21 protein-coding genes are annotated in these 21,511 nt (G+C 66.6%); 7 read left to right on the forward strand and 14 right to left on the reverse strand.

Going from position 1 to position 21,511, the window contains the following annotated elements:
* Positions 1-25: 25 nt before the first annotated feature.
* Positions 26-613 carry a CHAP domain-containing protein gene (locus ACIA76_RS12480; RefSeq protein WP_397151574.1) on the reverse strand — a complete coding sequence of 196 codons (588 nt, stop codon included), beginning with the start codon at positions 611-613 and terminating at the stop codon, positions 26-28.
* Between the two features lie 121 nt (positions 614-734).
* Between ACIA76_RS12480 and ACIA76_RS12485 the strand changes: the two genes are divergently transcribed.
* The 4 genes from ACIA76_RS12485 to ACIA76_RS12500 are packed head-to-tail and all read left to right on the forward strand — an operon-like array spanning position 735 to position 4,237.
* The gene (locus ACIA76_RS12485; RefSeq protein ID WP_397151576.1) at positions 735-1,385 is read left to right on the forward strand and encodes an ABC transporter permease; all 651 of its coding nucleotides are present in this window, start codon (positions 735-737) and stop codon (positions 1,383-1,385) included.
* On the forward strand, positions 1,378-2,538 hold the full coding sequence (locus ACIA76_RS12490; RefSeq protein ID WP_397151578.1) for an ABC transporter ATP-binding protein: 1,161 nt from the start codon (positions 1,378-1,380) through the stop codon (positions 2,536-2,538). The genes ACIA76_RS12485 and ACIA76_RS12490 overlap by 8 nt, the downstream gene beginning before the upstream one ends.
* Positions 2,535-3,290 (forward strand): ABC transporter permease, encoded by a 756-nt coding sequence (locus ACIA76_RS12495; RefSeq protein ID WP_397151581.1) that lies wholly within the window; start codon positions 2,535-2,537, stop codon positions 3,288-3,290. Before ACIA76_RS12490 ends, ACIA76_RS12495 begins: the two co-directional genes overlap by 4 nt.
* Positions 3,287-4,237: a glycine betaine ABC transporter substrate-binding protein gene (locus tag ACIA76_RS12500; protein WP_397151583.1), complete on the forward strand. Its 951-nt coding sequence runs from the start codon at positions 3,287-3,289 to the stop codon at positions 4,235-4,237. Before ACIA76_RS12495 ends, ACIA76_RS12500 begins: the two co-directional genes overlap by 4 nt.
* A gap of 9 nt (positions 4,238-4,246) precedes the next feature.
* Here ACIA76_RS12500 and ACIA76_RS12505 read toward each other — a convergent pair whose 3' ends face one another.
* The 3 genes from ACIA76_RS12505 to ACIA76_RS12515 form a co-directional block, all read right to left on the reverse strand.
* A complete protein-coding gene (locus ACIA76_RS12505) occupies positions 4,247-4,762 on the reverse strand; it encodes a hypothetical protein (RefSeq protein WP_397151585.1) in 516 nt (171 codons plus the stop codon).
* 97 nt (positions 4,763-4,859) lie between these two features.
* Positions 4,860-5,537 carry a GNAT family N-acetyltransferase gene (locus ACIA76_RS12510; protein WP_397151588.1) on the reverse strand — a complete coding sequence of 226 codons (678 nt, stop codon included), beginning with the start codon at positions 5,535-5,537 and terminating at the stop codon, positions 4,860-4,862.
* Between the two features lie 348 nt (positions 5,538-5,885).
* Positions 5,886-6,554 (reverse strand): respiratory nitrate reductase subunit gamma, encoded by a 669-nt coding sequence (locus ACIA76_RS12515; RefSeq protein ID WP_397151590.1) that lies wholly within the window; start codon positions 6,552-6,554, stop codon positions 5,886-5,888.
* Between the two features lie 145 nt (positions 6,555-6,699).
* Between ACIA76_RS12515 and ACIA76_RS12520 the strand changes: the two genes are divergently transcribed.
* Entirely contained in the window at positions 6,700-7,716 is a 1,017-nt protein-coding gene (locus ACIA76_RS12520; RefSeq protein ID WP_397151592.1) for an endonuclease/exonuclease/phosphatase family protein, read from the forward strand.
* A 13-nt stretch (positions 7,717-7,729) separates the two neighbouring features.
* Here the strand turns inward: ACIA76_RS12520 and ACIA76_RS12525 are convergent, their stop codons facing one another.
* Genes ACIA76_RS12525 through prpD form a run of 3 tightly spaced genes read right to left on the reverse strand, consistent with a single transcriptional unit; the run spans position 7,730 to position 11,270 of the window.
* A complete protein-coding gene (locus ACIA76_RS12525; protein WP_397151595.1) occupies positions 7,730-8,854 on the reverse strand; it encodes a bifunctional 2-methylcitrate synthase/citrate synthase in 1,125 nt (374 codons plus the stop codon).
* Entirely contained in the window at positions 8,854-9,768 is a 915-nt protein-coding gene (gene prpB / locus ACIA76_RS12530) for a methylisocitrate lyase (RefSeq protein ID WP_397151597.1), read from the reverse strand. Before prpB ends, ACIA76_RS12525 begins: the two co-directional genes overlap by 1 nt.
* Positions 9,768-11,270, reverse strand: coding sequence for a 2-methylcitrate dehydratase PrpD (gene prpD / locus ACIA76_RS12535; RefSeq protein ID WP_397151599.1), 1,503 nt, complete (start codon positions 11,268-11,270; stop codon positions 9,768-9,770). Before prpD ends, prpB begins: the two co-directional genes overlap by 1 nt.
* A gap of 301 nt (positions 11,271-11,571) precedes the next feature.
* On the opposite strand from prpD, the gene ACIA76_RS12540 reads away from it, so the two are divergent.
* Positions 11,572-12,642, forward strand: a complete 1,071-nt coding sequence (locus ACIA76_RS12540; protein ID WP_397151601.1) for a chitinase — start codon at positions 11,572-11,574, stop codon at positions 12,640-12,642.
* Positions 12,643-12,646: 4 nt separating this feature from the next.
* On the opposite strand, the gene ACIA76_RS12545 is transcribed toward ACIA76_RS12540, so the two are convergent.
* On the reverse strand, positions 12,647-13,111 hold the full coding sequence (locus tag ACIA76_RS12545; protein WP_397151603.1) for a hypothetical protein: 465 nt from the start codon (positions 13,109-13,111) through the stop codon (positions 12,647-12,649).
* Positions 13,112-13,533: 422 nt separating this feature from the next.
* Positions 13,534-14,154 (reverse strand): PPOX class F420-dependent oxidoreductase, encoded by a 621-nt coding sequence (locus tag ACIA76_RS12550; RefSeq protein ID WP_397151605.1) that lies wholly within the window; start codon positions 14,152-14,154, stop codon positions 13,534-13,536.
* 575 nt (positions 14,155-14,729) lie between these two features.
* Between ACIA76_RS12550 and ACIA76_RS12555 the strand changes: the two genes are divergently transcribed.
* Positions 14,730-16,220, forward strand: coding sequence for a glycosyltransferase family 39 protein (locus tag ACIA76_RS12555; RefSeq protein WP_397151607.1), 1,491 nt, complete (start codon positions 14,730-14,732; stop codon positions 16,218-16,220).
* Positions 16,221-16,441: 221 nt separating this feature from the next.
* Here the strand turns inward: ACIA76_RS12555 and ychF are convergent, their stop codons facing one another.
* From ychF to ACIA76_RS12580, 5 genes are all read right to left on the reverse strand, one after another.
* On the reverse strand, positions 16,442-17,521 hold the full coding sequence (gene ychF, locus ACIA76_RS12560) for a redox-regulated ATPase YchF (protein ID WP_397151609.1): 1,080 nt from the start codon (positions 17,519-17,521) through the stop codon (positions 16,442-16,444).
* A gap of 26 nt (positions 17,522-17,547) precedes the next feature.
* A complete protein-coding gene (locus ACIA76_RS12565; protein WP_397151611.1) occupies positions 17,548-18,171 on the reverse strand; it encodes a TIGR03086 family metal-binding protein in 624 nt (207 codons plus the stop codon).
* A 93-nt stretch (positions 18,172-18,264) separates the two neighbouring features.
* Entirely contained in the window at positions 18,265-19,077 is an 813-nt protein-coding gene (locus tag ACIA76_RS12570) for a carbohydrate ABC transporter permease (RefSeq protein ID WP_397151972.1), read from the reverse strand.
* Positions 19,078-19,100: 23 nt separating this feature from the next.
* Positions 19,101-20,000, reverse strand: coding sequence for a carbohydrate ABC transporter permease (locus ACIA76_RS12575; protein WP_397151614.1), 900 nt, complete (start codon positions 19,998-20,000; stop codon positions 19,101-19,103).
* Positions 19,997-21,286 (reverse strand): ABC transporter substrate-binding protein, encoded by a 1,290-nt coding sequence (locus tag ACIA76_RS12580; RefSeq protein ID WP_397151616.1) that lies wholly within the window; start codon positions 21,284-21,286, stop codon positions 19,997-19,999. The genes ACIA76_RS12575 and ACIA76_RS12580 overlap by 4 nt, the downstream gene beginning before the upstream one ends.
* Positions 21,287-21,511 lie beyond the last annotated feature (225 nt).

The raw sequence follows: 21,511 nt of genomic DNA on the forward strand, positions 1-21,511 counted from the left end.
ATCTACCCGTGAGGGCGGATACGTTTCACAGACGACCGAAGCCGACGATACCCGGTACCGCCGCCCGTTCGTAGTGGTGAATCCGGATGCCGCCGCGTTCGTTTCCGCCGATCGTGGTCAGACCGCCGGCGTCGGCGGCGAGCACGAAATTCGTATGTTGACCGAACGGGCTGGTGGGGGCGTACAGCACCACATCACCGACCCGCGGCAGATACCCGGCGTCGGCCGCGACGAAACTGCCCTGGGATTCGAGATATTCCCGCAGTGTCGCCACGCCCGGGATCCGCCACGACCCCGAATTCGGGTTCGCCAGCGGCCGTCCGGCCTTGTTCAGCACCCAGCTGACAAAGTCGGCGCACCACGCCTCCTCAGTGCCCTCGGCGTATTTGCGACTGTCGCCAGGATCGGCGTATTCGCGCCGCAGGACCGTGACGACGCGCGACTGGTCGAGGCTCAGCGCCGAGGAGTCCAGCGCCGGAAAGGCGTTCAGCCGCTCGCCCGCGATGGCCCGCTCCGATCGGTGCTGCCACCAGCGCACCCCCGCGAAGCCGCCGGCCACCAGCGCGACCACCAGAAATCCGATGATCCAGTATCGCGTCCGCACCCGAGTCACAGGAACTATGACGTGCCGACGCGACGAATGGTTCCCTGCCGCGGATGTGACGTACGTCCGGAAAACCTCCCGGGGCCGGTCACGGCGTCGATACACTCAGCCGAGAAGTGGAGGCCGGCACGTGAATACGCTGTGGACCTTTGTCGTCGACCATCGCAATCAGCTGATCACCGATTCGTATCTGCATGTCTCCGCGGTCGTTCAGGCCATCGTGATCGCGACCGTGGTCGCGGTGCTCATCGGGACGGCGGTCCATCGCAGCCCGTGGGGGTCGGCGCTGTCCACCGCGGTGGCCAGCATCATTCTCACCGTGCCGTCGTTCGCGCTGCTCGGGATCCTCGTGCCGATCCTGGGTCTGGGTGTGCGGCCGACGATCACCGCACTGGTCCTGTACGCGCTGCTGCCGATCCTGCGCAATACGATCGTCGGCCTGTCGGGCCTGGACCCGGCCGTGGCCGATGCCGCGCGCGGGGTGGGCATGAATCGCCTGCGGGTGCTGGCGCGAATCGAGCTGCCGCTGGCCTGGCCGTCGATTCTGGCCGGGATGCGGATCAGCACCCAGATGATCATGGGCATTCTCGCCATGGCCGCCTACGCCAAGGGACCCGGGCTGGGCAATCTGATCTTCTCCGGGCTGGCCCGCCTCGGCAGCCCGACCGCGGTCCCGCAGGCGCTCACCGGAACCGTGCTGATCATCGTGCTGGCCCTGCTGCTGGACGGCGTGCTCGTGCTCGTCGGCCGGTTCACCACCGCGAGGGGAATCCGTGACTGATAACGAACGGGCCGAGATCGTCCTGGATTCGGTGTCCAAACGCTATCCGGGACAAAAGGATCCGGCCGTCGACGCCATCTCGCTCACCATCGCGGCCGGAGAGATCACGGTGTTCGTGGGCCCGTCCGGCTGCGGCAAGACGACCACGATGCGCATGATCAACCGGTTGATCGAGCCGAGTGCGGGCACCATCACCATCGCCGGGCGCGATATCACCCGGATGAATCCGGATCGGCTGCGCCGCGGGATCGGCTATTCCATTCAGCAGGCCGGGCTGTTTCCGCATCTGACGGTGGCGCGCAATATCGCCACCGTGCCCGGACTGCTCGGCTGGGATCGCAAGCGGATCGCCGCGCGGGTCGACGAGATGCTCGCGCTGGTCGGGCTGGACCCGGATACCTTCCGTGGTCGCTATCCCCGGCAGCTGTCGGGCGGACAGCAGCAGCGCGTCGGCGTGGCGCGCGCACTCGCCGCCGATCCGCCGGTGCTGCTGATGGACGAGCCGTTCGGCGCGGTCGACCCGATCACCCGCGGCCTGCTGCAGGACGAATTGCTGCGGCTGCAATCGGAATTGCACAAGACCATCGTCTTCGTCACCCACGACTTCAACGAGGCTGTCAAGCTCGGCGATCGAATAGCGGTGCTGGGCAACCGATCCCGCATCCTGCAGTACGACACACCCGCCGCGATCCTGGCCGATCCCGCCGACGATACGGTCGCCGGATTCGTCGGCGCCGGCGCCGCCCTCAAACAGCTCACCCTCGTGCATGTGGCCGATATCGGCCTGACCGACTGCCCCACCGCCCGCGAATCCGATTCGGTCGACACCCTGCGCGCCGCCCTGGCCGAACAGGACTGGGGGCTGATCCTCGACGACCAGGGTCGTCCGCTGCGCTGGATAGCCAAACCCCAACTGTCCCAGGCGACCTCACTGCACGAGATCGGGCTGCCCGTCACCGGCACCGTCCCCCTGCGCGCGACGCTGCAGCGCGCCCTGGAAACCCTGCTGGCCGAATCCAACGCCAATGCCGTGGTCACCGGCTCGCACGGCGAATACCTCGGCCTGATCACCATCGACACCCTGGTCACGCAGCTGTCCGAACTGCGCGCCGAACATACCGGTCCCGCAACGGCTTCGGAGCCCCACCCATGAGCGACCGGCCGTATACCGAACTCCGGGCCGAGCGCATCCGCCTGGCGATCCAACCCGTCCTGGCGCTCGCGCTGGCCGCGGGCGTGCTGGTCTGGGCCTTCGACCGCCGACTCACCGTCACCCAGCAGGCCAGCCTCAGCGCGGGCAATATCATCGCCGCCACGCGGCAGCACATCGTGATCACCGCGACCGTCATCGCGATCGTGGTAGCGGTCGCGGTGCCGCTGGGAACCCTGCTCACCCGGCCCCGATATCGCAGGCTCGCACCGCTTTTCATCGGGATCGCCAATATCGGCGCGGCAGCCCCGGCGATCGGCCTGATCGTGCTGGCCTATCTGTGGACGCAGACCACCGGCTTCTGGGTGGGCGTCGCGCCGATCGCGTTCTACGCGCTACTGCCGGTGCTGCGCAACACCATCCTGGGCTATCAGCAGGTGGATCCGATGCTCGTCGACGCCGGGCGCGGGCAGGGCATGTCGGCCCGAACCGTGCTGCGCCGCATCGAATTCCCGCTCGCGATTCCGTATATCCTTGCCGGACTTCGCACCTCGCTGGTGTTGGCGGTCGGCACCGCGACGCTGTCGTTCCTGGTCAGCGCGGGCGGCCTGGGGATTCTCATCGACACCGGATACAAGCTGCGCGACAACGTCACCCTGTGGGTGGGCGCACTGCTCGCGGTGGCGCTGGCACTGGTGGTCGACTGGCTCGGCGCACTCGCCGAGCGCTTCCTCGGCCCCAGGGGGCTGCGATGAGACGATTCGCGTTGGCGCTCTTGGTAATCGGTGTGCTGTCCGGGTGCGGGCTGGAGGCGGGCGGCTCGGTCCCGCTGCGGGTGGGCCCGGCCAGTATCCGGCCGATGGCCCAGCTGGACGGTGTGCGAATCACGGTGGGCTCCAAGGATTTCACCGAACAGAACATCCTCGGCTACCTGATCGAATTCGCGCTCACAGCCGCAGGCGCCCAGGTGCGCGATCTGACCAATATCACCGGCTCCAACAGCCTGCGCGACGCCCAGTTGCACGGCCAGGTCGACGTGGCCTACGACTACACCGGCACCGGCTGGATCAACTACCTCGGCAACGAGACCCCGATTCCGGACTCCGACGGGCAATTCCGGGCCGTCCACGACGCCGATCTGGCCGCGCACGGCATGCTGTGGGCGGATATGGCCCCGATGAACAACACCTACGCCCTGGTGACCACCGCCGCCACCGGGGTCACCCGGCTGTCGGACTATGCCCGCCTGGTCGATTCCGATCCGAATGCCGCGAATACGTGTCTGGGCACCGAATTCAGCGTCCGCCAGGACGGATTCCCCGGCATGGCACGCAAATACGGCATCGACGCCGGGCGGGCCCGCAAGCAGATCATGCAGGACGCGCTCGTGTTCACCGCCGTCGCGAACGGCACCTGCCGATTCGGATCCGTCGCCGCCACCGACGGCCGCATCCAGGCGCTGCACCTGAAACTGCTCGACGACGATCTCGGCTTCTTCCCCAAATACAATGCGGCGCTGGTGCTGCGGAAGTCCTTCGCCGACGCGCATCCGCAGATCGCCGAGATCATGGCGCCCATCTCGCGGCTGCTGACCAACGAGACCATTATCGGACTCAACCGTCAGGTCGATGTCGACGGCCGCGAACCGGCCGAGGTCGCGCGGGACTGGCTGGTCGCCCGCGGCTTCGTCACCGCGCGCTGAACGCGGCGCTCACACCGCCGCCGCCCGCACCGCCAGCCACCCGTCGGACGGATCTGCGAATCCGTGGTACATCAGCGGAATGCATTGGTCCACACCGAAATACCGATAGACCGCCAACATCGCCCGACGCACCGACTGCTCCTGGAAGTCGTCGATGCGCCGCGGCCCGATCGACCGCTCCGGCAGCAGCGCCAGCCGGGCCAGCTCGGCCGGATCGCCGGTATCCAGACCCACCGGACCGTCGGCGATGTAGTGATCATGGAAGATCGTGCGCAGCCCACGCAGGTCGGGATCCAGGGGTGCGAACGACATCGCGCGCACCCGCGCCCCCGGCAATCGCGACCCCGCCAGCGCGGCCACCAGCCCCGGATCGCGGCGCGGCGCGCCCGCCACCGGCGCCTGTTCGAGCAGATGCAACATCGACGCGCCGCGCACCCGGGGCTCGGGCACCAGGAACAGGCTCACCATCGGTTCGACATGCCCCGAACAGGACAAACAGATTCTGCTGTGCAGCGGATCGGACATGCGGTCTCCTGAGGAAAGAGGGCCGATCGCCCGACCCTGCCGCCATCCTGCGTGTAGATCCGAGTATAGGAGCCCGACCCCGCCCGGCACAGGCCCTTCAGGCGTTGAGCAGCCGGTCGTCGGTGCGCCCGGTGACGGCGAGCTGGCCCTCGATATTCGCGCGCACCGTGGGCCATTCCTCGTCCAGGATCGAGTAGAAGGCCGTGCTGCGCACCTCGCCGTCCAGGCCGCGGGAATGGGCGCGGCGCACGCCGTCGCTGGTGGCACCGAGACGTTCGATCGCCATGCGGGAGCGCAGGTTTCGCACATCGGCGCGCATCGCGATGCGCCGTACGCGCCAGACGTCGAAGGCGTGCCGCAGCAGCAGCAGCTTCGATTCGGTGTTCACCCCCGACCCGCGAGCATGCGGGGACAGCCAGGTGTTGCCGATCTCGGCCGCGTCCGGAACCGCAAGCAGCGGATCACCACTGGGCAATCCGTGCACGATCGGCCAGACCACCGGCCCCTGCCAATAGTCGAAGCGGGTGAACCGCGTCGAACCCAGCACACGGCCGTCGGACGCCGAGACGATGGCGAAGGCCAGCGCGGCGCCCGCCGCATGTCTGGCCATCGCCTGTGCGACGTATTCGGCGGCCTCCTCCACCCCCTGCGGCGCGGGCGTGAAGGCGTAGGCGTCGCGATCCCCGGCGGCCGCCTCGGCGAGCCCCGTAACATGTTGCGGCGCAATGGGTTCCAGTCGCACGAGGCGGCCGGTGAGAGTAACGGGTGCAGGCACGTTCCCTCGATCTTTCGGGACGGTCTCGGCCACGTTCGGGCAGGTTGCCGTACCGGTCGCAACGCTCCGGATCGACGGACCAGCCCTGGCGCGCCAGCAGCAGCATCGGATAGTGAAATGAACGATAACGGAACATGCGCCATCGGCACTGCAGGCGCAATGTAAATTCCCCAGCCCTGCTCGCGTGTCTCCCGGCGCGTCGCATACCCCCGGTCAGGGACCGGTTTCGGTACCCCGGAGGTTCCCGATTCAAACCAGGGAAGTCAATAGCTCGTTAAATGCTGTTACCCCGCCCGAGCCCTGCTTGCCGGAGGCGGGCCGACGGGCCGACGCCCGATTCGTCCGACTTCAGGCGCGGACCGGAACCTGTTGCGGCAGACGGTGCCTGGCGGCCAGCCGATACGCGAATCGGACGACCGGCCCGGCGAAGGTCCCGCCGAGGCGGGTATAGGGCCAGATGGCGATCAGCAGCAGGACGATCACGGCGCGCGCCTGGAACATCGGGGGCGCGTCCCCGATCGCCCAGGGATTCGGATGCAGGCTGAACAGCGAACGGAACCAAGCGAAAAGCGTTTCGGCCGTGGAGTATTCGCCGTTCAGCGGATTCGGATCGAAGTCGATGACGACCCGGGACAGCACGGTCGCGGCCAAGACGGGCAGCGTCACGCGATCGAGCGGGCTGACCGTCGAATGCGGCGTGGCGGTGATGAGCGGCGGCACGATCAGCAACAGGGCGCCCAGAATCGCGAAGGGCTGGGCGACCAGTTCCACGACCGTGGCCACGCCGTGCGCCGAGCCGGTGTCCTGCGGCGTCGAGCCGACCATATCCAGCACCCGGGCACCCAGGACACCGGCGACGCCAATCCGAAATGCCGTGGGCCCGAAGCGTTCCAGCCGCCCGGCATCCGACCCGGGCTCGAGCGGGCCGAATCGATCGTGCCGGTAGCGCCACAGATGTCCCAGCGCAAAGGAGGCAAACGCGCTGTAGGGAAGGATGATCCACATCAGGGCGATCATGGTGGTTCTACTTTCAACTTCGGATCAGCACATCACAGCAGACCGAGCGGCCCAATACAAGGGACTGATCGTTCGCAAGATCGTTGCCGTCACGTCACTCGCCGCTGCCAGTATTCGCTTACCTCGCAAGAGTTCCCATCCGGAAATGGAGTTTTCGAGCATGCGACTACCCAAGACACTGCTCACCGCGATGCTGTCGGCGATCATTCTCGCCTGCGGACTCGCACCGAGCGCCCAGGCGGCCGAGGATGCCGGCGTGCGCGTGCTGTCCTGGAACATCCTGCACGGCGGCCGCGAACCGACGCCGGCCAATCTGCCGCAGCTCATCGATCAGATCGTCGACGTGCGCCCGGATGTGTTCTTCGCGGTGGAGACCTACGGCTCCGGTGACGCCATCACCGACGCACTGAACCGGCGCGCGAACAACGGGCGCTACACCGGAATTCGCGTCACCGACCGCCCGTCCGGCTCGGATAATCTGTGGATCTTCACCCGCTACGAGGTCGTCGCCACCTATCCGAAACCGCAGGGCGGCACGGTCACCGACTTCAATCTCGGCGGCGTGCGGGTCCGGCTACCGAAGGGCGGCGAGCTGAATCTGTTCTCGGCATGGCTGCCCTACACCGACCCGTGGAACGGGTATCTGATGGACGAGAACGCGGTGGACCGCCAAGCCGGTCGGCCGCCGCGGCATTCGGTCGAGGATGTCGTGGCGGCCGATCGGGCGCAGACGCAGGCCATCACCGAGATCGTCAACGATCAGCTGCCCCGGATGCTCGGCACGAACCGCGCGCCGGTGCTGCTCGGCGGCGACTTCAATACCGCAGCGGCCGCGGATTGGACTCCGGCCCAGGCGAATTGCCCGAACCACTTCGGCATGAGCTATCCGCTGCGCGCCACCGCGGCGGTCACCGCCGCGGGCTTCGTCGACACCTATCGATTCGCCCAGCCGAACGTCTGCGCCGCGCCGGGCACCACGTGGAGCCCGCTGCCCACGGAGAAGATGGTCACCCCGCAGCGCATCGACTTCATCTTCGCCCGCGGCCCGCTCGGTATCCGCTCCTCCCGCGTGATCGATCAGCGCATGCCCGCGCACGGCCCCGGCGTCTTCTACTCCGATCACGCCGCGGTGGTCACGGAGGTGCGGCCGTTGGGCCGGTGACCGAACGGCCGGGTCAGGCGACCACGGAACGCTGTGGCACACCGACGTATTCGCTCAGCGGCCGGATCAGCGCATTGGACTCCCCCTGTTCGATGATGTGCGCGGTCCAGCCGGTGATGCGGCTCATGACGAAGATCGGGGTGAATGCCTCGATATCGAATCCGAGCAGGTAATAGGCGGGGCCCGTGGGGAAGTCGAGATTCGGTGCGATACCGGTCGCCTCGGCCATGGTGCGTTCGAGGATCTCGTACATCCGCACCCACCTCTGTCCGCCCGTGGCCGCGGCGATGTCCAGGAAGGCGTCCTTCATGGTCGGCACCCGGGAGTCGCCGTTCTTGTAGACCCGGTGACCGAAGCCCATCACCTTATCCTTGTGCGCCAGCCTGTTTCGCAGCCACTGCTCGGCCAGCTCCGGATCACCGATCTCGAGCATGTCATGCATGACCGCCTCGTTGGCGCCGCCGTGCAGTGGGCCCTTGAGCGCGCCGATCGCGGCGGTGACCGCGCTGTAGATATCCGACAGCGTGGAGGTCACCACGCGCGCGGCGAAGGTGGAGGCGTTGAAGCTGTGCTCCGCGTACAGGATCAGCGATACCTCGAACGCCTTCACCAGCTCCGGTGCCGGAGTCTTCCCGAAGCACATGTGCAGGAAGTTCTCCGCGAAACCCAGATGCGATTGTGGTGCGATGGGATCCAGCCCGTGGCGGCGGCGATGATCGGCGGCCACGATGGTCGGCAGTACGGCCATCATGCGGAGTGCCTTGGCGCGGTTGGCCTTCGGCGAGTTGTCCTCCTCGGCCGGATCTTCCGCACCGAGGTAGCTGATCGCCGTGCGCACCACATCCATCGGATGGCAGTTCTCGGGCAGCTTCGCCACCAGCGACAGCAGCGAGCGGTCGATGCGGCGGAAGGCGCGCTCCTGCTGAAGGAACTGCGCGAGTTGGGCGTCGGTGGGCAGTTCGCCGTGCCACAGCAGATAGGCGACCTGTTCGAAGCCGCAGTTCGCCGCCAGATCCTGGACCGGATAGCCGCGGTAGGTCAGGGAGTTGGTCTCCGGCACCACCTTCGAGATCGCGGTGGTGTCGACGACGACGCCGGCGAGACCCTTGTAGATGGTCGGTATCGCGCTCTCCGTCATCACTGATTCCTTCCCAGGCTGAAGTTGAAGATGTCGGAATCGAATTCGTTGTAGCGCTCGTATTGCAGTAGTTCGTAGAGTCGACTGCGATGCTGCATGCGATCGAGCAGCCCGGCCTGGGTGCCGCTGTCGAAGATCTTCCGCAGCCCGGCCTCGGCGGCATACATCGCCAACCGCAGCGTCGACACCGGGTAGATGACCGCGTCGTAGCCGATCGATTCCAGCGTCCGCGCCGACAGCAGCTCGGACTTGCCGAATTCGGTCATGTTGGCCAGCAACGGAATCGACACCGCGGCACGGAACTTCTCGAAATCGGCGGCGGTGATCAGCGCCTCGGTGAAGATCATGTCCGCGCCCGCGTCGGCGTAGGCCTTCGCCCGCTCGATCGCCGCGTCGACACCCTCGATCCCGGCTGCGTCGGTCCGGGCGCAGATCACGAAATTCGGGTCGCGCCTTGCGGATACGGCCGCGCGCAGGCGACGCACCATCTCAGCGGCGGGCACGACGGCCTTACCGTCCAGATGCCCGCACCGCTTCGGATTGACCTGATCCTCGAGGTGACAGCCCGCGATTCCGGCATCCTCGAGGACGGTGACCGTGCGCGCCGCGCTCATCGGCTCGCCGAATCCGGTGTCGGCGTCGATGAGCACCGGCAGATCGGTGACCCGGGCGATCTGATGTCCGCGCCCTGCCACCTCGGTCAGCGTGGTCAACCCGATATCGGGCAGCCCCAGATCCGCCGACAATACCGCGCCCGAGACGTAGACGCCCTCGAAGCCGATCTCCTGAATCAGCTTGGCCACCAACGGATTGAACGCACCCGGAAACCGCTGGATGCGGTTCGAGGCCAGTCCCGCGCGAAACGCCGCGCGCTTCTCGGCGGCCGAGGCGGCCGCGCCCAGCAGACCCGTCATCAGAACAGTCCCCGCACGAGTCGGGGCGTGCGGGCCAGCACCTCGTCGGATACCGCGAAGGTCAGATCGTTCAGCTCACCCGGCTTCAGCTCCGCGGCGCGCTGCGCGGCCGCGAGGAACCGATCCTGTTCGGCCGGTGCGACAACGCCTTCGGCGAGGGCGCGGAACTTGGCGATGTACTGCTCGCGAGCAAACGGCCTGGCGCCCAACGGATGTGCGTCGGCGACGGCCAGCTCGTCCACGATCACCTCACCGCTGTTCAGCGTGATCTCCGCCCGGGCGCCGAACGCCTTCTCGTTCGGATCGGTGGAGTGATAGCGACGCGTCCACTCCGGATCCTCGGCGGTGGAGATCTTGCGCCACAACGCGATCGTGTCGGGCCGCTGCGCGCGCTCGGGCGCATAGGAGCGCTCGTGATGCCAGACGCCGTCCTCCAAGGCGACGGCGAAGATGTACATGACCGAGTGGTCCAGGGTTTCGCGCGAGGCATGCGGATCGAACTTCTGCGGATCGCCCGAGCCGGTGCCGATGACCACGTGGGTGTGGTGGCTGGTGTGCAGCACGATAGAGGCGATCTCGGCCGGATCGCCGATGCGGTCGCGCAGACGGCGCGCCAGATCGATCGGGGCCTGACTCTGGTACTCGGCCGAATGCTCCTTGGTATAGGAGTCCAGGATCGCGCGCTTGGGCTCGCCCGGCCCGGGCAGCGGCACCGAGTACTCCTTGTCAGGACCGCCCAGCAGCCAGGCGATCACACCGTCCTCGCCCTCCCAGATCGGCGACGGCGCACCCTCGCCACGCAGCGCGCGGTCCACGGCCTCGACCGCCATCTTCCCGGCGAAGGCGGGGGCGTAGGCCTTCCAGCTCGAGATCTCGCCCTTGCGCGACTGCCGGGTGGCGGTGGTGGTGTGCAGTGCCTGGCCGACGGCCTGGTAGATGGTCTCGGTATCCAGTCCGAGCAGGGTGCCGATTCCAGCGGCCGCCGAGGGCCCCAGGTGGGCGACGTGATCGATCTTGTGCTCGTGCAGGCAGATTCCGCGCACCAGATCGATCTGGATCTCGTAACCCGTTGCCAGACCACGGATCAGCTCGCGCCCCGAGCGGCCGGTGTGCTGGGCGACGGCCAGGATCGGCGGAATGTTGTCACCGGGATGGGAGTACTCGGCGGCCAGAAAGGTGTCGTGAAAGTCCAACTCGCGCACCGCGACTCCATTGGCCCACGCCGCCCATTCCGGCGAATACGCACCGCCCGCACCGAATACGGTCGCGCCCGGCCGATAGGGATGGGCCAAGGCCTGAGCCCGGGCATCGGCGACGGGCCGCCGAGTGATCGAGGCCGCGGCCACCGCCGCATTGTCGATGATCCGATTGACGATCATCTCCTCCGTCTCCGGAGCGACCGCCACGGCATCCGCCGCGACCTCGGCGATCCGCCACGCGAGATGCTCCTCGCGGGGGAAGTCCTCCGCGGAACGATGCGTGCGAACGAGATGATTCTTCACGGTCAGGGCCCTCCCAGGCGTCGATGTCAGCGGTACCCTTCGCACGCTACACAGACCAGTCAGGCGGGAAAACACCACGCAAATGCCTATTTCTGCGATAGGCCGCTTGTGATTTTGCGAAGATTGTGCGGATCCCGTTTCCGTGCGCTGATCTTGTTGTCTGCCAACGTGATTGACCTCACTGGTCAGCAAACCCCTACTGCACCAACGAATTCGCATTTACCCGCGTGGTATCGGCCGTCGCCGGCGTTATCCGGTCGGATGATGGGCTGTGTTGGACTCGGGCGACGGGAGCAGGGTCATGAGCGGGCGATGGACACGGTTGGCGGGAATCGTTCTGGGGCTTGTGCTGGGCCTCGGCGTCTTGGCGCCGGGGGTGCAGGCGGCGCCGCGCGACGGGGCCACGTGCCCGGCCAAGGCACGGCCGACGGGCAAAGTGCTGCAAGGGTATTGGGAGAATTGGGATGGTGCGTCCAATGGCGTGCATCCGGGGTTGGGGTGGATTCCGATCACCGATTCTCGTATCGCCGCGCACGGCTACAACGTCATCAACGCGGCATTCCCGGTGATCGGGTCGGACGGTACCGCGCTGTGGCAGGACGGGATGGATTCGACCGTCAAGGTCGCGACTCCGGCGGAGATGTGTCAGGCCAAGGCGGCGGGCGCCACGATTCTGATGTCCATCGGCGGCGCGGCGGCCGGTATCGATCTCAATTCCGCCGCGGTCGCCGACCGGTTCGTCGCGACCATCGTGCCGATCCTGAAGCAGTACAACTTCGACGGTATCGATATCGATCTGGAGACCGGCCTCACCGGCAGCGGCGATATCAACACGCTATCCGCCTCGCAGGCCAATCTGGTGCGGATCATCGACGGCGTTCTCGCGCAGATGCCCGCAGGTTTCGGCCTGACCATGGCCCCCGAGACCGCGTATGTCACGGGCGCCAGTGTCACCTACGGTTCGATCTGGGGCGCCTATCTGCCGATCATCAAGAAGTACGCGGACAACGGCCAGCTCTGGTGGCTCAATATGCAGTATTACAACGGCAGCATGTACGGCTGCTCCGGCGATTCCTATCAGGCCGGGACGGTCCAGGGCTTCACCGTCCAGACCGATTGCCTGGCCAAGGGTTTGACCGTGCAGGGCACCACGGTCACCGTCCCCTACGACAAGCAGGTCCCCGGCCTGCCGGCCCAGTCCGGCGCGGGCGGCGGCTATATGTCCCCCGACCTGGTCGCCCAGGCCTGGAACACCTACGGCTCCGGCTCGGCGAATCCGTTGAAGGGCCTGATGACCTGGTCGATCAACTGGGACGGCTCGCGCGGCTGGACCTTCGGCGACAACGTCGAATCTCTCCAGAGCCGCAGCTGACTGGTCAGTCCGGCCGGACGCCAGGGGCGAACCTACGCTCCCACACCTCGCGGACGGCCACCCCCACCAGCAGCACGAACAGCGCGAGGTCGGGCGTCAGCGAATACGACACATGTCCCAGCGGGAGCGCGAACCAGACCAGCGCACCCGCGACGAACGGCACCACCACGGTGACGATCCCCGCCCCCACCCGCCGAACCATCACGGCCTCCACAACCGCCGCAAACACCAGAAGGCAGAACGCGGCGAAGGAGAACACCCCGTGCAAGCCGAATCCGTACGACGGCACATAATCGGCGTACCGCCGAGGCTCCTCCCCGAACGGCGCATACGCGGTCCACCCGAAATCCTCCCCACCGGTATAACCGGCCCAGGTAAGCCCCCCGACCGACATGGTCGCCACAACGAACACCCACCAGAACACATGGCCGCCAACATGCGCGATACGAAACACCCGATACCTCGTCACGGCACAGAAGCTAATCGATGGACCCCGCTACCGGGCATCGAGCGGTGGCGGATCGGACATGCAGGCCGTAAAGCCAGGCAATTCCGATCGTTTCGGCCGCATCCGGGACCGGTCACCGCGGCCGCGATCACCCGAGAATCCGCCTGCGCCCTGGACACAAGCTGGGCACGTTGATCTTCACCGAACACACCCCCAGCATCCAAACAGGCCGCCACACAGTCGAACTCCCGCAGCCGATGGAACATCCGGTAGCCGCATACCGCGCGGTTCCAAGCGGCCACGCGACGTCGTCGGAAGATCAACGGGCTGAGATCATCTCGGCCTCGGGAACGCACCATACTGCCGAATGCCGAGCGTTCGGACAATCTGTCCCCGTCTGTCGGATCGGCGAACCCCGCGCCGTTGGTCCACTCCGGACCTCTCTAGAGGTGTCCGAGCACCTTCGTGGGCGTGATGCGCACGATGACGCGCTCGGCATCGTGGATCGACTCGGGATTGAAGTCGGCGTAGCGCTGTCCGGTGTATTTGATCGACATCCGGTCGGCGAACGCCCTCTCGGGATCGGGAATCAGAGTGACTGTGCCGCGAATCTCGGCGTATGCATAAGGGTTGTCGGGTGGATTGATCATCACCGTCACCCGGGGATCGCGCCGCATGTTCTTGTACTGCTGCCGCGACACGGTGGTTGAGTACAGCAAATCGCTGCCGTCGCGGTCGAGCCAGGTGACTGTCAGATGCGGCTGCCCGTCAGGGCCGATCGTGGCCACCGTGACGAAGGGTCTGCCGGTATCTACGTACTTCTTCAGCTCAACGGAAAATTCCACAGTCACGCCCTTGCCAACCTGCCGTGGTCTACCGGAATTCCCGGGCGACAGGACCGATCGATACCGTTCCCGAGCTGCTGCTAGAGCCACCTGCTGGCAACCGTTCGCGGCGGGCGTCACCATCGCGCAGCGCTCCGGACGCCACGCCGCATGCACCGCCACGACGCAGCCGTCCGGCCACAAAACGCACTCAATTGCCGCATATCGCGCATTGGTCATTCGCCCAAACCGGTTGGCTGACAGTGCTTCCCAACGCGCGCACGTAGCCGAGTCGAGTGCGTTCGGCTGCTCCTTGTCTCGGAGTGAGTGGGTTGCACACGCTCCGGCGCTGAGGTCCTAGCAGTCGGACTGTGCCGCCACCGATTCTGCGGGGTGGGGGTGAACCCTGATTTGTGCCCTGAGATCGATTCGGGGACCTGGCAGTTCAGCAGCCGAGGTAATCCAGGGTTTTCCTGGAGGTTCGAAGACTGCCCGCGCTGCCAGGATGAGCAGGTGAAATCGTTTGGTGTGCCGCCGGTTTCGGCAGTGTGTTTGGGTGGGCTGGTGAGTGTGTTGCTGTCCGTTGTCTCGTTCGGCCTCTTTCCCGTTGCGGGTCTTGGCCTGAAGAGTGCGCTGATCGGCGGGGGTGTGGCGCGGTGACTGTCAGCGATCCGCGCGCGTCTGTGGATGCCGATTCCGATGGCTTTGCGCGCGAAAGGCTTCCGATTCCTAGACCCGACAGCCTCGTGCGAGGCGATCAGACGACGGCCCGCTCTCCCCGGCCGCATACCCTCGACCGAGGTTCAGGGGGATTGGTGTCAAGGGTCCGCCGGGCGGCGATGGTGTGGTTACCTGTCAGCTCAGCGGCTGTCGTCGTCGCGGTCCTGTTGTCCGCGTTCAGTGGGCAATACGGCTACCACCGTGACGAACTGTACTTCCGCATGTTGCCCTTCTCGTGGGGATATGTCGACCAGCCTCCGCTCACGCCGATCCTCGCCCACCTCAGCACCGCGGTCTTCGGCGACACGGTCTGGGCGATGCGGATTCCGGCGACACTGTGCATGGTGACCTTCGTCGTGTTGGGCGGACTTGTGGCCCGAGACCTCGGCGGTGGCCGACTAGCCCAAGGTCTGGCGGCGTGGGGACTCGCGTTCTCGGCGGTGCCGCTGTCTTTCGGCCATCTCCTGCTCACCGCGACGGTCGACCTGCCCGTGTGGCTGGGGGTCGTGTTGTTCACGATTCGCGCGTTGCGTCGCGACCCGCGGTGGTGGTTGGCGGCGGGCGCCTGCGCTGGCGTCGGCATGTACAACAAGTTCCTGATCGTGCTGCTGCTGATCGGCCTCGCAATCGGTCTGCTGTGCAATGGATCCCATCCACAGCAGGGACGGCGAGTGCTGCTGTCGGGCTGGCTGTGGGGCGGCGTGGCCGTCGCACTGCTGGTCGCCGCACCCAATCTGATCTACCAGGCAACACACGGCTGGCCGCAGTTCACCATGGCAGCAGGTATCGACGAGCGCGGCGGGGCCGCATCCCGGGTCCAGCTGATCCCGCACCAATTCCTGCTGCTGGGCCCGCTGCTGGCGCCAATCTGGATCGCCGGGCTTGTCGGGATATTCCGTGCCCCGCAGTGGCAGCCGCTGCGATCATTGGCCTGGGCCTACCTCGCGGTCCTCGTGATCGTCCTCGGTACCGGCGGACAGATGTACTACTCGCTGGGGCTGGTCGCGTTCGCATACGTGGCCGGATGCGTACGTGCCGAGCAATGGACCGCTGACCGGGTCGCGTACCGTGGTCTGGTCGTGGGTGCGGTGGCATTCAACTGTCTAGGTGCCATCGTGATCGGACTACCTATTGTGCCGGTGGCCGCCCTTGGCAGCACACCGATTCCCGCGATCAACCAGGCGGCCCGCGACCAGGTGGGCTGGCCGACCTACGTCGGCCAGGTCGCGGAGGTCTATCGGCGACTGCCGGCGACTGATGCCGACCGCACGGTCATCGTGACCGGCAACTACGGCGAGGCCGGCGCACTGAACCGCTTCGGCGGCACATACGGCCTACCACCGGTCTACAGCGGTCACAACGAGCTCTACTTCCGCGGCTCTCCGGCGCCGACAACCGAGGTGGTCGTGTTGGTCGGCATCAGTCCATCCACCGCTCAGGACCACTTCACCAGTTGCGAGCGTGCAGGCACGCTGGACAACGGCGTCGATATCGACAACGAAGAACAGGGCAGACCCATTTTCGTCTGCCGCAGCCCTCGACTGGCATGGACCGAGCTCTGGCCGACATTTCAGCACTACAACTAACCGCTATCGACCACCAGTCACCGACGAATCGACGACCTCGCCCCGCCTGTGGTCACGGTGAGGGCGAGGTCGTCCTCGGACCATCCTGAAATGCCGCATACCGCGCTGACCGAACCGGCCAGCGCAAAATGACTGAGCCCCCACCCGGACACCGAATGGGGGCTCAGGGGAGTCTCTACCAGCAACGATACGAGCGCTGCTGCTGCGCAGAGAGTGAACCGCTACACGTTGAAACGGAACTCCACCACGTCCCCGTCCACCATCACGTAATCCTTGCCCTCCATCCGGACCTTGCCCGCCGACTTGGCGGCTGCCATCGAGCCCGCGTCGACGAGGTCGGTGAAGGCGACGATTTCGGCCTTGATGAAGCCGCGTTCGAAGTCGGTGTGGATGACGCCGGCGGCCTTGGGGGCCGTATCGCCCTGGTGGATGGTCCAGGCTCGGGATTCCTTGGGGCCGGCGGTGAGGTAGGTCTGCAGGCCCAGGGTGTGGAAGCCGGCGCGGGCCAGGGCGTGCAGGCCGGGTTCGGTCTGGCCGATGGATTCCAGGAGTTCCATGGCGGATTCGGTGTCGAGTTCGAGGAGTTCGGCCTCGACCTTCGCGTCGAGGAAGACCGCGTCGGCGGGGGCGACGGCGGCCGTCAGCTCGGCCTTGCGGGCCTCGTCGGTGAGCACCGACTCGTCGGCGTTGAAGACGTAGAGGAACGGCTTGGTGGTGAGCAGCGAGAGCTCCCGCAGCGATTCGACGTCCACCTTGTCCCGGACGGCGAACAGGGTCTTGCCCTCGTTGAGGATCTCCTGCGCCTGCTTGGCGGCGTCGGCGACCGGCTTGCGATCCTTCTTGACCTTGGCTTCCTTCTCCAGCCGCGGCACGGCCTTCTCCAGAGTCTGCAGGTCGGCGAGGATCAGCTCGGTCTCGATCACCTCGATATCGGACAGCGGGTCGACCTTGCCGTCGACGTGGATCACATCGTCGTCGGCGAAGACGCGCACCACCTGGCAGATGGCATCGGCCTCACGGATATTGGCCAGGAACTTGTTGCCCAGGCCCGCGCCCTCGGAGGCGCCCTTCACGATGCCGGCGATATCGACGAACGACACGGTCGCGGGCACGATGCGCTCCGAACCGAAGATCTCGGCCAACTTGTCCAGCCTCGGATCCGGCAGCGGCACCACGCCGACATTCGGCTCGATGGTGGCGAACGGGTAGTTCGCCGCCAGGACGTCGTTCTTGGTCAGCGCATTGAACAGCGTCGACTTTCCGACATTGGGTAGGCCGACGATTCCGAGGGTGAGACTCACGAGAGCAAGAGTCTACGCGGATGGCCTCAGCGACGGGGATTGCGACCCAGGTAGCGCAGCAGCCGTTCGACCGCGGTGTCGCTCGCGGAGTCTTCGAGGGCCGCGCCGAACGCGCCCCACTCCCGCAGCGGCTCGATGAGTCCGGTCGCGGCGAGCAGGAAGGCCTCGGCGAGATCCTCGGTGAGCGGGGAGCGCTGGCCGGTCGCGACGGCGATATCCCAGGCGTGCACGGCCGCGTCGAGACCGCACATGACGCCCGCGACCGAGGTGGGGAGCTCGCCGTGCGGCAGCGGGGTGGGGACGGATTCGGTGTCGTCGGCGACGCGACCCCAGGCGGCGGCCACCTCGTCGACGGCGATGGCGATCAGGGTGGCGGCCGGGCCCTCGAGGGCGCCGGAGGGGACGGAGGGGTCGTAATCGGGACCGGCGCCCACGCCCAGTGCCTGAGCGAAGGCGCGCTGATCGCCCGCGGCGTGCTGGACCACCTGGGTGACGGTCCATTCCGAACACGGTGTCGGAAGCTGCAATTGATCGACGCCGATCCCGGAAACCACATCGACCAGGACCCGATGCGAGGAACGAAGCACCTCGCGCCAGACGGGAGCCAGGGTGGTGGCCGGGTCGGCGTCGGTCTGCGGGGTGACGCTCATCGGGTCGTGCCTTTCGCTGTGTTGCGTTGTCCCGCACAGCTTATGCACGACCACCGACAAAAGACGATCATGCGCCGCTGACCGAGTGGCCGGTCAGCGACCGCCCAGACCGGATTGGGCGATCCCGCGCACGAAGGCCCGCTGGGCGAAGGCGTAGATCAGCAGCAGCGGCGCGAGGACGATCAGGGCAGCGGCCATCAACAGCGGCCACTGGGTGTGATATTGACCCTGCAGGCGCACCAAACCCAGTGTGACGGTGGCGATATCGTTGCGCTGGATCATCACCAGCGGCCACAGGAAGTCGTTCCAGACCGAGATCCAGGTGAGGACCGCGAGCACCATCACCGCGGGGCGGGCGTGCGGCAGCAGCACTCGCCAGTAGACCTGCCAGGTGCCGCAGCCGTCGAGGATGGCGGCCTCCTCCAATTCGGTGGGCAGCGTGCGGAAGAACTGGCGCATGAGATAGGTCCCGAACGCCGAGCCGAACAACCCGGGCACGATCATCGCCCACGGGGTGTCCACCCAGCCCAGGGTGCGCATGAGCAGGAACTGCGGCAGTACCGTCACCGTCAGCGGCACCATCAGCGTCGCCAGATAGGCCAGGAACAGCACCTCGCGACCGGGAAAACGCAAGCGCGCGAACGCGTATCCGGCCAATGAGCAGAAGAACACCTGTCCCGCGGTGACACAGCAGGCATAGCCGACGGTGTTGAGCAGCATCCGTCCCAGCGGCAGCAGTTCGAACACCCTGCCGTAGTTGGACCATCGCGGCGAGTCCGGGATCAGCGTCGAATCGAGCACCGCCCCTTCGTCTTCCAGCGAGGCCGACAGCGCCCACAGGATGGGTCCCACCGCGCACCACGCGACGGCCGCCAGCACGGCGTAGATCGCCACCCCGCGCAGCATCCGCCGGACGATCGCCCGCTCGGTCACCACGGCTCGGCCTCCCGGCGCGACAGCCACAGCTGTACCAGCGTCACCACCAGCAGCAGTGCGAAGATCACCCATGCCAGGGCGGCCGCGTAACCCACCTCATAGAAGCGGAAGGCGTTCTGGAACAACATGATTCCCAGCACATAGGTGCCGGTCTCGGGTCCGCCGTTACCGTCGGTGAGCGCATACGCCTGATCGAATGCCTGCACCGAGTTGATGATCGTGATGACCAGGACGAACGACAGCCCGCCGCGGATCAGCGGGACGGTGATCGACCGGAATCGCCGCCATGGGCCCGCCCCGTCGATCCGCGCGGCCTCGTAGAGCGTCTGAGGAATACCCTGCATGGCGGCGAGCAGGACGACGGTGGCGAACGGCACGCTCTTCCATACCGTGACCAGGCTCAGTGATACCAGCGCCCAGGCCGGATCGCTCAGCCAGGGAACGGGTTTCACCCCGAACCAGCCGAGTATCAGATTCACCGCACCATCGTCGGTGGTGAGCAGGAATCGCCACACCACCGCCATGGCCACGGTCGAGGCCACCAGCGGTAGGAAGGCCAGTGTGCGAAACAGCCCGATTCCCGGCAGTTTCCGGTTCAGCGCGGCCGCCACGGCCAGGCTGACGATCACCGTAGGCACCAGCGTCAGCACGGTGAACACGGCCGTATTGCGCAGTGCGATGGCGAACAACGGATCGCGCAACAGCTGGCGGTAGTTCCCAAGTCCGGCAAAATACATGGGACGGAACAGATCCCAGCGCTGAAAACTGAGATAGAGCGAGAATCCGAGCGGGAACAGCAGGAATACCGCGACGGCCGCCACATTCGGCGCGACGAAGCCGACCCCGGCCCGGGCCCGCCGCCGCGCCAATGCCGATCGCGCGCGCGGCGTCATATCCGCTCCCGGAGCAGGACGTCGATATCGGCGGCGGTATGCGCCAGCGAATCCGCCGTCGCGGCCCCGCGCAGCACCCGGCTGCACTGCCGCGACAGTAGCGCGTCGACCTTGCCCCAGGCCGGGGTGATCGCGAGCGGGCGCGAATGGTCGGGGCCCTCGGTGAAGACCGCGAGATTGCCGATTCCGCGGTGGGCGGCGGCGAATCCCGGGGAGTGCATGGCCGAACGGAGCACCGGAACGAACAGACCGGATTCGGCGATGATGGCCTGCCCGATCGGACCGGTCGCGAACTTGACGAATTCCCAGGCCTGTTCGCGACGGGGACTGGCGGCGGCGATGGCCAGGCCGGTGCAGCCGACATCGGTGATCGCCGCCGGGCCGCCGTGCGGACCGACCGGGAGCACGGTGACATCGAAGTCCAGATCGTCGCGGCCGGCGAATTCCGAATAGAGCCAGTGGCCGCCCAGCAGCATCGCCGCGCGTCCGCTCGCGAACAGGTCGTAGGCCGAAACCGATTGCCGGTCACCGGTATCGGGGGCGACGCGGTCGCGCAGCGCGAGATCGGCGTAGCACTGCACGCCCGCGGCGAAGCGCGGATCGCCGATATTCGTGCGGACCGGCGCCACGGGCGGGCTGAACCATTCGGCGCCGTTGTTCATCCCGAAACAGGCCGCCGAATAGCACGGCGCCCAGCCGTCGACGAAGCCCCACTGCCGCACCCGGCCGTCGGGCCCGCGGCGGGTCGATGCCGCTGCGGCGGACCGGAATTCGGCGAAGGTCCAGGCCTGATCCCAGCGCTGCGGTGCGCGAATTCCGGCCTGTTCGAACAGTTTCCGGTTGTAGTAGAGAAATACCCCGGACCACTGCTCCGGCAGCGCGTACTGCCCCCCGCCGTAGCCGAAGGTCGCGTACAGCGGGTCGTAGCTGTCGGCGCGCAATGCCTTGGCGTACTGCGGTTCCCGGTCCAGCAGCGTGCGCAGATCCAGCAGCACACCGCGTTCGGCCAGGCCCGCGTACAGCAACTCCCAGGCCATCAGCACATCCGGGCATTTCCCGCCCGCGCAGTAGGTCAGCATCTGCTGCAGCGGATCCGGACCCGAGGCGACGGGCCGAATCCTGATGTCGGGGTGGCGTTTACCGAACTCTTCGATAATGCGCAGCCGAGCGCGCGCCTCCTCGGGACGGGCCTGGAAGAAGAAGGTGACCGCCTCGTCGTCACCGGTATCGCAACCGGCCAGCAACGGCGCGGCCAGCAGCGCTTCGAGCAGGGCCCGGCGACGCACAACGACCTCCCTCCGCGATGACTACCAGGACAGCGGCGGGCGCGGCGAATGAGCCGCGTACCGGGACCGCAGCATACGCAGCACATCGCCGAATGACTGGCAACACGCCAGCATCGGCGATCCGTCCGCTGCGTCCTATTCCCGATATGTGAGATATAGACGTGCAGTATGTGGGATGGGCATGTAACCATACAGTCCGATTGTTCGGACTTGGTGAAGTCGCAC

The sequence above is a fragment of the Nocardia sp. NPDC051570 genome (assembly GCF_044454005.1).
In the GTDB taxonomy this organism is placed as follows: domain Bacteria; phylum Actinomycetota; class Actinomycetes; order Mycobacteriales; family Mycobacteriaceae; genus Nocardia.